Raw genomic sequence first — 10,920 nt, 5'->3', positions numbered from 1 at the left:
CCGGAGGTTCTGGAAGTTACGGAATAATTATAGAAAATTTTTCCACAACAAGAAACTGCGATATGAAATTATACACCTTCAGACACGACCTTCAATCAAACAACAGGACTCCTTCTGGAAGCTTTATGTCTCCTGCTGATGCAACCGGAGTAATGGCAGTTGGTGCCATCGCTTCATCAAGTTGGACAACAGGACCTCAGGAAAGCTTCAGTTCCAAGGGACCAACAACAAACTGGAACGGAGCAACTCCAAGAATAAAACCTGATATTGCAGGTCCTGATAATGTTGATAGTTTTACATACGGGCATTGGTTTGGTACTTCTGCATCATCTCCTCATGTCGCGGGAGCAGCCGCACTTGTATGGCAGAGATTTCCCTCCTTTACTGTCAACCAGGTTCAATCCTATCTTGAAGGAAATGCAATTGATATGGGAACTGCCGGCAAAGATAACATTTATGGTTCAGGAAGGCTAAATCTTCCAAGCGGGCCAACACTTATCTCTCTGTCCTCTTTTACTGCTACTGAATCAAACTCAAAGAAAAATAATATCGCTCAGCAGAAAAAGAAAAGAGTGATATTGGATTGGTCAACAGAATCTGAAATTGACAATCTTGGTTTTAATATTTTAAGAAGCAATGCTGAAAATGGTAAGTACACAAAGATTAACAAAAAAATTATTATTGCAAGAGGGAATAAATTAAATGGCGCAAGCTACAGGTTTATTGATAAAAAAGCCAGCTATGGCAAAATATATTGGTATAAACTCGAAGATATCAATAACAGAGGCGAAAGCACTATTTATGGCCCGATTTTAATAAAATAAATAGTATTTAGCGGAAAGAAAAGAAATAGGAAAATTAGGAGACTATATGAAAAAGAAACTTAAAACTTACAAAAAGCCTCAGCTCAGACAAATAAAACTTGTCCCTGAGGAAGCTGTTCTTGGGGTCTGCAAGGGAATCAGCATTTCTGGACCAACCCAGAGCCAGTGTATAATACCCCAATGCTTTAATCAGGGAAGTTGAGATTAGTAGTAATTTAATATTGAATGGTTTTGATAAAATGATAAAATTATTCCCTTTTAACACCTTTCAGAATAATTAACCTTCTATAAAAGCTATCTGAAACGACTTGTAAAACAATTAGTTCCACTTCTTCCAGATGAAAAAATAAACTACTTTAAATTAAACCATGCAAGGGATTTAACATTTTGAGATTTTTTATACCAAATTGACAGACGATAAAATATTGAATATCCTTTGACCAAACCAAGATTTATTATTATGTTTGAACAAAATAAAATAAAAAAACAATATTTAATTCTGACACCATTTTTTTTATTTTTATTTAATTTATTCACTCTGTCACCGGCTTATTCCGGAGAGTTGAAACTTATAAGCTCGGACAGCAACTCTCTTGTTTACGAGTTCAAAGCTGGAGGGATAAAATCTCATAATAAAGAGATAAATGGAGAACTTTTCCAGGGAATCAGCTTGGAAAATTCTGGTTCAACAAATATCCCCGGCGCACCAATCTTGCCTGTCAAAAGCAAATTGATTGAAATTCCTTCTGGAAAAAAATTATCATATAAAATTATTGAAGCCCGCTCCAATATTTATAAAGGTTTTTATCTTTCTCCATACCCAGAAATATACTCTCAGGAAATACTCATACCTCAACAGAGCAAAGAAAATAATAAGACAATCCCCCTTTACCCCCCTTTAATAAGGGGGGGGCAGGGGGGATTTTCACAGGAAATCAATGGAAATTTTATAATCTCAAAAAGATTTGCTATTAATGGCAACATTTATTCTAAAAATGAATTCTATCCTGAAAATATTGTGGAAATCTCTAAGGAAGGTTTTATAAGGAACCAGAAAGTCGCTTTACTGAAAATTTTCCCTGTACAGTTTAATCCTGTTTCAAGAGAAATAAGGGTTTATCCAAAAATCAAAATTCAAATATCCTTTGAACCTGATATACAAAAAGTTAATTTTAAATCCAACTCATCCCAAAAGACTTCAATTTTTTCCGCAACTCAATTTCCATCTCTGAAAATAGCAATAAAAGAGGACGGAATCTACAGGATTACTTCCAGTGATTTAGAACAGGCTGGCATAGACACCTCTACCATTGACCCCAAAAACATCAGAATGTTCAACAAGGAAAATGAATTAGCAATTCTCTCTATGGGAGAAAATGATGGAGTCTTTGATGATGGGGACTACATTGAATTTTACGGAGAGAAAAACAATGGAGAATTTACTGATACAAATATCTACTGGCTTGTTATAGACGATGCTCCCGGAAAAAGGATGAATAATTCCGGAACATCCCCTTCTTTATCCAAACCATTTGAAAGCTCTTTCAAAGCAATTTACCATGGCGAAGAAAATATCGAATACACCCAGACAATACCAAAGAAAGAAGGAAAAGAACACTGGTTCTGGCATACATTTATCACAGAGGAAAACACCAGCAAGTCTTTCACAATCAATTTCACCTTAAACAACCTCAAAAAGAAAAATGGAAATACATCTCTGAAAGTTTCATTTCAAGGGTTAACAGATGTCCCTGTTAATCCAGACCATCATACGCAGATTTTTCTTAATGATAAATTAGTAGATGAAAAAAAATGGGATGGATTTTCTGAATATTCGCCTAACAAAACCATCCCCCATTCATTGCTTAAAAACGAAGAAAACACTCTCGAAATTAAAGCCTTTGCTGATAAAGGAATAACAATTGACGGGATAAATCTGAATTGGTTTGAGATAGGATATTATAAACTCCTTGCGGCAGAAAATGACAGCCTTATTTTTTCAAAAACAGGAAATAAAAATTCTCAGTTCAAGGTGACAAATTTTTCTACAAAAAACATAGAAGTTTTTGATGTTACTGACCCATATGAAGTAAAGGTTATCAAGGCTAAAACAAAAAAGATTGCTGGAAAATTTGCAGCCTTGTTCAAAGACAAGATAGAAGGAGAAAAGAATTATTATGCAATTGAAAAAAACAAAGTCAAAAAGTCTGATACGATAGAAATTGACGAAGAGTCAGCTTTAAAATCTTCCGGAAACGGTGCTGATTATATTATCATTACACACAAAGATTTTTATGATGCCATAAATCCGCTTAAGGTCTTTAGAGAAGGCAAAGGACTAAACGTAAAAGTTGTAAAAATAGATGATGTTTATGATGAGTTTAGTTCCGGAATCTTCACCCCTGATGCAATAAGAGATTTCTTGAAATTTACCTATGAAAACTGGAACCCAAAACCACAGTATGTGCTTTTAGTCGGAGATGCCAATTATGATTATAAAGACTATATAAAGAGTGGAGTTAAGAATTATATCCCTGTAAAACTTGTAAACACTTCATTCTTTGGACCAACTCCATCTGATAACTGGTTTGTTTCTGTTAACGGAGACGATAAATTTCCTGATATTTATATTGGACGGATTCCTGCTAAAACAAAAGAAGAAGTAGAAGCAGTTGTTAACAAAATTATAAATTATGAAAACTCCCAGCCATTTTCAGATTGGAATAATAATGTTCTGTTGATATCAGATAATTATATAGAAGATGGCGTTCCTGATGATGGAGGAAACTTTCCTAATCTCTCTGACAATTTAGCAGCTCTTTTATCAAATCCTTTTATATCTCAGAAAACCTATTTGTCTGACTACCCAAAAGATACCTCAGATGCTCAGTTACAAAATATTGTTTCAGCAACAAGAACTGAAATTATTAACGGAATAAACGATGGCGCTCTTCTTACAAATTACACAGGTCATGGTGATAAAGTCGACTGGGCTCGTGAAAAAATATTTACTTCTGATGATATTCCATCCCTCAGCAATAACAATAAATTGACCTTTGTAACCACCTTGAACTGTCTGAACGGATTTTTTCCTGATTATTTAGGTGAAAGCCTTGGCGAGGAGTTTTTACTTGCCAAAGACAAAGGGGCAATTGGATTCTGGGGAGCAACAGGGGTCGGGTTCAATGCAGATTATGAAAAGATAGGAACTGAGCTTTTTAAAACTATTTTTCAGAACAAAGAAAAAACACTCGGCAAGGCTGTTACTGACTCTCTGATTTCCGCTGTAACCAACACCTATCTTCCAGATGAGTACCTTGAAGATTTGGCTCTTTTCGGAGACCCTGCCCTCCAGTTAGGATTGCCGTAATAATAAATTAATAGTGAATGATAGTTCTTAGAACGTTTGGAGGCTGGAATGTTGGCATGTAGAAGAACCGTAATTTGTAGCTGCCTGCCTGCAGCAGGAAGGTTCAGACCTGTTAGTTAAAAAAACAACACACCTGAAGGTGTGTTTCTACAAGAAGCAAAAAATGAAAATCCCCCTGTATCCCCCTTTGTTAAAGTGGAAAATAATCCAACAAAAAAGGGACGATGGAGGGATTAATTTGGATTTTGAAATTTGAGATTTATTTTTAAAACTCTGCCCATGATTTAATTGTTATCCGTCCATCATTCTTTGCATCCCTGAAAACAACTGCTTCGATTGTCTTTGTGACATTATTGATAGTTCCATGGGCAATTATTCTGAAAAAATTGCTTTTTACATCAATTAAATCTCTTATTCCCTTCAGTCCTTCTGGTTTATCTTCAAAAATATCCTGAATTGTTTGCGATAATTTCTTGACTTCATCTTTAGATTCAAAAGGCTCTTCTGTCCTTTTATCAATAATCTCGCTCACTGTTTCTTCATCCATATCCTCGTGAAACGCAAGAAGAACCTCCTTTGGAGCAGTATTGATATTAATTTCCCCTTTTAATTTTGAATAAACAGTGAAAATACTTGGAAAAGGTTTTGAAATCTCAGTCTCGTCTTTTTCCTGTCCTGTTATTTCCTCATATAAATTTTTTTCTTTCTCCTGATAAAAAACATTTTTGCTCATTCCCTTAACAAGAATAAGCTCTGTAATGTCGTCAAGGAGGGAAATTTTACTATCATAGGGAGAAGGTGATGAATGGTAATATGCCTCAATACTTGGATTATCCTCAGAACTCTCTCCAAGCCAGTCAAGGAGTGATTCAATTATTTCATCTGTATTATTATTGCTTACAGACAGGTTGTCAAAAATTCTTCTTACAATATTTTCCTTTTGCTCTTCCTTTGTCTCAATGCTTTTTTCCCCTCCTCCTTTATTTTTTCCATCTCCACTCTTGTCTTCTTCATCCTCGCTTTCCTTTAAATATTCATTCAGGTTTATCTTTCCTGACTCATCAATTATCATTCCTGTTGCCACTCCTTTGCCAATCTGCAGTGTCATTTCAGGTTTTGCCCAGTCTTCATCAAGAGAGTCAACCTGCTGGCCTGCGTGTCTTTCCTTATCTGTCCTAAAATCCTGCCTCAGAAGAGCAATAGCAGCATTCACTCCACCCTTGGCAATATACAAAGCCTTCAGGTCATCCCTGTAATTAGACGCAATGCTCGCATCCACTCTCATCTCATAATTAAACTCAAGAACTGTAATCACAACAAGGGTGGTTATCAGCAATACCAGAGCAAGGGCAAATCCCCTTTCTTCTTTATAGAACCTCTTCACTTCTAACCTCCCTGTGGCAAATAAACTGTGGTGCTGAAATCTCTTGGCTTGTCTTCATCGTCCTTTAATGTCAGAGTAATTCTTACAGCCTTTGGTATCCTGCCTTCCACTCCAGTGCTTGTCTGGTCATCCCATTCGTTTACCCAGCCTTCATCAGAATAATATTCAAAATTTATTCCCTCGCATTTTTCAAGAAATTCTTCTGTCTTTTCGCGTTCCTCATCTTCCCTGAAAAAAATCGGGTCCTCTTTTCTTATTAGAACATAATATTCATTCCCTTCTCCTGAAGCCACTTCTATGCGATAGGTGATTCTGACAATTGCAGGTTTTCCGCTTTCTTTTGAATAACCACTGTCAGCACGGCTTACAAACCTCAATTCATCCGCATTGACTCCGTTGATTTCATCATTGCTTCCTGAAAAATAAGAAAAATCCGGCATCTCTCCCTTCTCGCGCGGAGGCGCTGCCTGCTCAATTTCCTCAGAGATTCTGCTAAGAACAAGCCTTGCCTTCTGGTAAAATTCTATTTTTTTCTGAGCTCTTTCTGTTGTAGAAACAGTACCCGTGTATGCCCCGTATACAAAGGTTGAAATAATAGCGAAAATTGCAATTGCAACTACAAGCTCAAGAAGGGTAAAGCCTTCAGTAATTTTGATTTTTGATTTTTGATTTTTGATTTTCATTCAGTCTTTCCTTGCCAACAGAGTCTCAAGACTGTACCTCCTCTCCCTGTCACCCTCTTTCCACAGAATTGTCAGGGTAACATCCTTTAAATCTTCAACTGGAGTTTCCTTTACTTCTATTTCCCATCTGTATTCAGGGTGCTTTTCAAATACTCCGTCTGTCTTCTCCTGCTGGGGATAGCCATCAAGTTCAATTTCAGCCATCTTCTCTCTTGCCAGAAAAACAACATTGGTAGTTCTTATTGATTCGCTTGCAATTGAAAGGCTCTGTGACTGGGCTCTTAAAGCAGCAATCAGGGCAATTGAAAGGATTGCAACTGCAACCATTATTTCAAGAAAGGTAAAACCCTTTTCATCACGCATTTGTGAGTTCCACATAACCCTCTTTTATATCTACCTGTCCGGTTAAAGGAGAGATAATCAGGGTGTAGTTTGTGTCATTGCTTTTAAGGTGAATCAGGTGTTTCTCTGAAAGCCCTCTTGGAGTGAAAAGAATGATATTCTCACCCTTGCTGTATTTCTCTTTTGCAGTTGCCACATCAACGAGGTCTATTTTGTTGGCAAGCTCAATATGAATCATATGGGTTGATGCTTCTTCAGAAAGATTTCCCTTGTCATCAGGAAGCGCAACCCAGTAGCGGTCTTTATCAAGGTCTAAAACAAAATAATAAGTCTGCCTTTTTATGGCAGCTAAATTAAAAACTTCTTTGATGTTGCCTGCAATCCTTCTTAAAGAAAATTTCGTCTCGGTATGGAAAAGCCTGTCTCCCATATTAGGGAGGACATAAAGCCCCATAAGGCCAATAATAAATATTACTATTGAGAGTTCTATCAGGGTAAATCCTTTTTTTTTCTTCATAATCTCGTTCCACTCTCACTTCCATGCCTTATCCAGATTCCAGCTCTGAATATCATCTTCATTGCCGCTTTCCCCGTCCTTTCCCATAGACCACAAATCATAATTTGGATTATTGACGCCCGGTGAGAGGTACTGATACTGGTTTTTCCATGAATCCAAAGGAAGCCTTCCTCCTTCAATATATCCCCCTTCTTTCCATGTTTTTGAGCCTTCAGTTTCAGCAGGAGGTTTTACAAGCAAATCAAGTCCCTGTTCCGTTGTCGGGTAATTCCCGTTATCAAGTTTATAAAGTTGAAGCGAACCCTGAAGGGTTGCTATATCGCTTTTAGCCTTGGCAATATTTGCTTCATCAATTCTCCCAATAACAGCAGTGCCAACAAGGGTTGCAAGAATACCTATTATTACAACTACAACCATTATCTCAATGAATGTAAAGCCAGAATTTGAGCTTAATGCTTTTTTCATATTTTCTCCCTCATTTTGATTATTAAATCCAAATACTAAAATCCAAATGTCAAATGAATGTCAAAATCCAAATTCTGAAAATTTTAGTCATTTAAGCTTTGGATTTCATTTGAACTTTGAATTTTAACATTTGACATTATAACACCTATTCACCATTCACTAAATACTGTTCACTATTCACTTCTCCCCATTCACCAACTCATCTAATTCCCTTTGTCATATCAAAAATCGGAAGCAATATTGCAATAACCACAAAACCAACTGCTATTCCCATAAGAACTATCATTATTGGCTCCATAAGAGAAGTCAGAGCTTTTATTGTCGAATCTGTTTCGCTATCATAGCTCTCAGCAACCTTTAAAAGCATATTTTCAAGCTGGCCGCTTCTTTCTCCTGTTGCAACCATATGTATTACAATTGGAGGAAACATCTTGCTTTTCTTTAAAGGAGTGGCAATGTCTGCGCCCTCAGAAATATTCTGTCCCGCATCCTCAATCGCCTTGTGCAAAACCTTGTTGGCAACAACGGTTTTAACAATATCAAGAGATTGCAGAATAGGAATACCGCTGTTGAGTAAAGTGCCGAGTGTTCTGGCAAAACGAGAAATTGCTATCTTCTGGAAAAGGGAACCAAAAATTGGAAGCTTTAGTTTCAAGTTGTCATAAAAATACCTTCCCTTTTCTGTCTTCAATGTTCTTTTTATCATTACATAGGCAACAATAATTGCAACTACTATAACCAGCCAGAATTTCTTAAGAAAACTGCTTATCCCAATCAAAAGTAGTGTTGGCAGGGGCAGAGCCTGCTTTGTCTGCTCAAAAATGGATGTAACCTTTGGTATCACATAGGTAAAAAGAAACCCGAGGATTGCAAACCCTATGACGCACATAATTACAGGATATGCAAGAGTTGCCCTTATCTTATTCTTCAGCTCGTTCTGTTTCTCTGAAAACTCCGCAAGCCTCTCAAGCACAATATCCAGAGCGCCGCTTGCCTCTCCTGCCCTCACCATGCTCACATAAAGGTCGGAGAAATACCTTGGATGGTCTGAAAGGGCATTTGCTAAAGAGCTTCCTTCATTAACCTTTTCCCTTATCTGGTAAATAACCTTCCTGATTTTTGATCCCTCAAACTGGTCAATTAAAGCATTGAGAGCCATTATAAGAGGAAGTCCTGCTTTGAGAAGGGTTGCAAGCTGTCTTGAAAAAAGCGAAATCTCCTGAGGCTTAATCCAGCTTACAAGTCCTTTGATGCTGGAAAGGTCCAGAGATTTTTTCTCACTCCCCTCTCCTTCCTCAAGTTCCCTTACCCTGCTCACGTGAAGTTCAAGACCCCTTATTTTCTGTCTTGCATCCAGAAGTGAGTCTGCATTTATAATACCGGTAATCTCTTTACCTTTAAAATTTAATGCATTATATTCATAAACTCCCATTGCTTTTTATCACTCCTCGTGAGCAACCCTCAGAACTTCTTCAATTGTTGTAAGTCCTTCAATCACTTTTCTTGCGCCATCATGCTTTAAAATTAGCATTCCGTTCTTCACAGCTTCTTTTTTAATTGCATTTGAGTCATATTTCTCAAGAACAAGCTTTTTTGTCACTTCATCCATTTTGAGAATCTCAAAAATTCCAATTCTTCCCCTGTAACCGGTATTCACGCAAGAAGGACAACCCCTGCCGCGGTAAAAAACGCCGTCCTTCAACTGGTCTCTTCCAATTCCTATTTCCGAAAGGGATTCATCATCAGGCACATAACTCTCCTTGCAGTCATTGCAGATAACCCTGACAAGCCTCTGCGCTATTACAGCAGAAAGGGTTGATGAAACAAGGAACGGCTCAACACCCATATCTAAAAGCCTTGTAACAGCCCCTGCAGCATCATTTGTATGAAGTGTTGAAAAAACAAGGTGTCCTGTAAGCGATGCATGAATTGCAATCTCAGCAGTCTCAACATCGCGGATTTCTCCAACCATTATAATATCAGGATCCTGCCGTAAAATAGACCTCAGCCCACGGGCAAATGTCAGCTCAATCTTTGTGTTCACCTGTATCTGTCCAATCCCAAAAAGCTGGTATTCAATCGGGTCTTCAATTGTTATTATATTCTTATCAGTAGTATTCACTTTTGTAAGGGCTGCATAAAGTGTTGTTGTCTTTCCGCTTCCTGTAGGACCGGTGACAAGGATTATTCCGTTAGTTTTTTTAATCATTGCATGAATGGTCTTTAAATCATCAGGAAAAAGCCCTACATCCTCAAGCCCTAAAAGAATGCTTGACTTGTCAAGAAGCCTCATAACCACTCTTTCGCCGAAGGCAGTGGGAATTATTGAAACCCTGATGTCAATAAGGCGGTCAGCTATTTTGATTTTTATCCTTCCGTCATGAGGGAGCCTTTTTTCGGCTATGTCAAGATTTGCCATAATTTTAATTCTTGAAATTACTGCGGATAAATATCTTACAGGCGGGTTTATTGTATCATAAAGTATCCCGTCTATCCTGTACCTTACCCTGAGCTCCTTTTCAAATGGCTCTATGTGGATATCGCTTGCTCTTTTCTTAACCGCCTGAAAGAGGATAACATTTACAAGCTTGATTATTGGCGCGTCATCTGAAATATCAAGAAGGTCTTTAGGTTCCTCTGATAAAGATGTAATTGTGTCAAAAATATCCTCGTCCATATCCTTTATCATCTGCTCGGCATCTGCTGACTCGTGGTGGTAATACCGGTTAATGGCATCAGTTATTTCAGCCTTTGGACAGATAACAGGCTTGGCTTCTTCCTCCTCAAGATACAATGAAATGTTATCAAGAATCTGCGTATCGAAAGGGTCTGCAGTTGCTACAAAAAGTGAACCATTTTCTCTTTTTAATGGAAAAATAAAATTATTTTTAAGGTAATTTAGAGGAACCTTTGATATGTATACCGAATCAACATCCTCATCTTTTATTGAAGGAAGAAACGGGATGTTCAGCTTTTCTCCAATCGCTCTCAGAACATCAATCTCCGCCATATATCCCAAGGCAGCAATGTTGTCTGCAAGCCTTCCGCCTTTTTCTGACTGTTCCTCTATTGCCTTCTCAATCTGTTCCTGAGTGATACCTGGCTGGCTCGACAGTATTTCAGTAATCAAATCTTCTGCATAGTTCAAAAGAATACCCTCCTTTTAATCCTGTTTCATTATACAAAGTAATGGATTTTCTGCCTAATGTCAATTCTAAAGATACATCTTAAACCTGCTAAGTTTCACTTGCTTTGGGTTTTTGTTTGTTTTGTATTGACAATGTTTCTCTATCTAATTAGATTGATTTCTATAATTTTATATTAAAAAATCACTA

8 protein-coding genes and 1 pseudogene are annotated in these 10,920 nt (G+C 37.5%); 2 read left to right on the top strand and 7 right to left on the bottom strand.

All coding sequences use genetic code 11. From position 1 onward, the window contains the following. Together A3H37_11300 and A3H37_11295 are read left to right on the top strand one after the other, a co-directional pair. Positions 1-824: pseudogene (locus tag A3H37_11300) on the top strand (hypothetical protein). A gap of 460 nt (positions 825-1,284) precedes the next feature. Continuing rightward, on the top strand, positions 1,285-4,194 hold the full coding sequence (locus tag A3H37_11295) for a hypothetical protein (GenBank protein ID OGL47906.1): 2,910 nt from the start codon (positions 1,285-1,287) through the stop codon (positions 4,192-4,194). 265 nt (positions 4,195-4,459) lie between these two features. On the opposite strand, the gene A3H37_11290 is transcribed toward A3H37_11295, so the two are convergent. The 7 genes from A3H37_11290 to A3H37_11260 form a co-directional block, all read right to left on the bottom strand. Then, positions 4,460-5,578 carry a hypothetical protein gene (locus tag A3H37_11290; GenBank protein ID OGL47905.1) on the bottom strand — a complete coding sequence of 373 codons (1,119 nt, stop codon included), beginning with the start codon at positions 5,576-5,578 and terminating at the stop codon, positions 4,460-4,462. A 2-nt stretch (positions 5,579-5,580) separates the two neighbouring features. Next, entirely contained in the window at positions 5,581-6,261 is a 681-nt protein-coding gene (locus A3H37_11285) for a hypothetical protein (protein OGL47904.1), read from the bottom strand. Next, the gene (locus A3H37_11280) at positions 6,262-6,624 is read right to left on the bottom strand and encodes a hypothetical protein (protein OGL47903.1); all 363 of its coding nucleotides are present in this window, start codon (positions 6,622-6,624) and stop codon (positions 6,262-6,264) included. It abuts the gene before it with no gap. Then, positions 6,617-7,120 carry a hypothetical protein gene (locus tag A3H37_11275; protein ID OGL47902.1) on the bottom strand — a complete coding sequence of 168 codons (504 nt, stop codon included), beginning with the start codon at positions 7,118-7,120 and terminating at the stop codon, positions 6,617-6,619. Before A3H37_11275 ends, A3H37_11280 begins: the two co-directional genes overlap by 8 nt. Before the next feature lie 15 nt (positions 7,121-7,135). Further along, positions 7,136-7,585 carry a type II secretion system protein GspG gene (locus tag A3H37_11270; GenBank protein ID OGL47901.1) on the bottom strand — a complete coding sequence of 150 codons (450 nt, stop codon included), beginning with the start codon at positions 7,583-7,585 and terminating at the stop codon, positions 7,136-7,138. Between the two features lie 199 nt (positions 7,586-7,784). Further along, positions 7,785-9,017: a type II secretion system protein GspF gene (locus tag A3H37_11265; protein OGL47900.1), complete on the bottom strand. Its 1,233-nt coding sequence runs from the start codon at positions 9,015-9,017 to the stop codon at positions 7,785-7,787. A 9-nt stretch (positions 9,018-9,026) separates the two neighbouring features. Continuing rightward, on the bottom strand, positions 9,027-10,733 hold the full coding sequence (locus A3H37_11260; GenBank protein OGL47899.1) for a type II secretion system protein GspE: 1,707 nt from the start codon (positions 10,731-10,733) through the stop codon (positions 9,027-9,029). Between the last annotated feature and the right edge of the window lie 187 nt (positions 10,734-10,920).

The organism is Candidatus Schekmanbacteria bacterium RIFCSPLOWO2_02_FULL_38_14 (genome assembly GCA_001790855.1).
In the GTDB taxonomy this organism is placed as follows: domain Bacteria; phylum Schekmanbacteria; class GWA2-38-11; order GWA2-38-11; family GWA2-38-11; genus 2-02-FULL-38-14-A.
The sequence above is the reverse complement of the archived record's forward strand: the minus strand, read 5'-3'. Positions and strand labels throughout refer to the sequence as shown.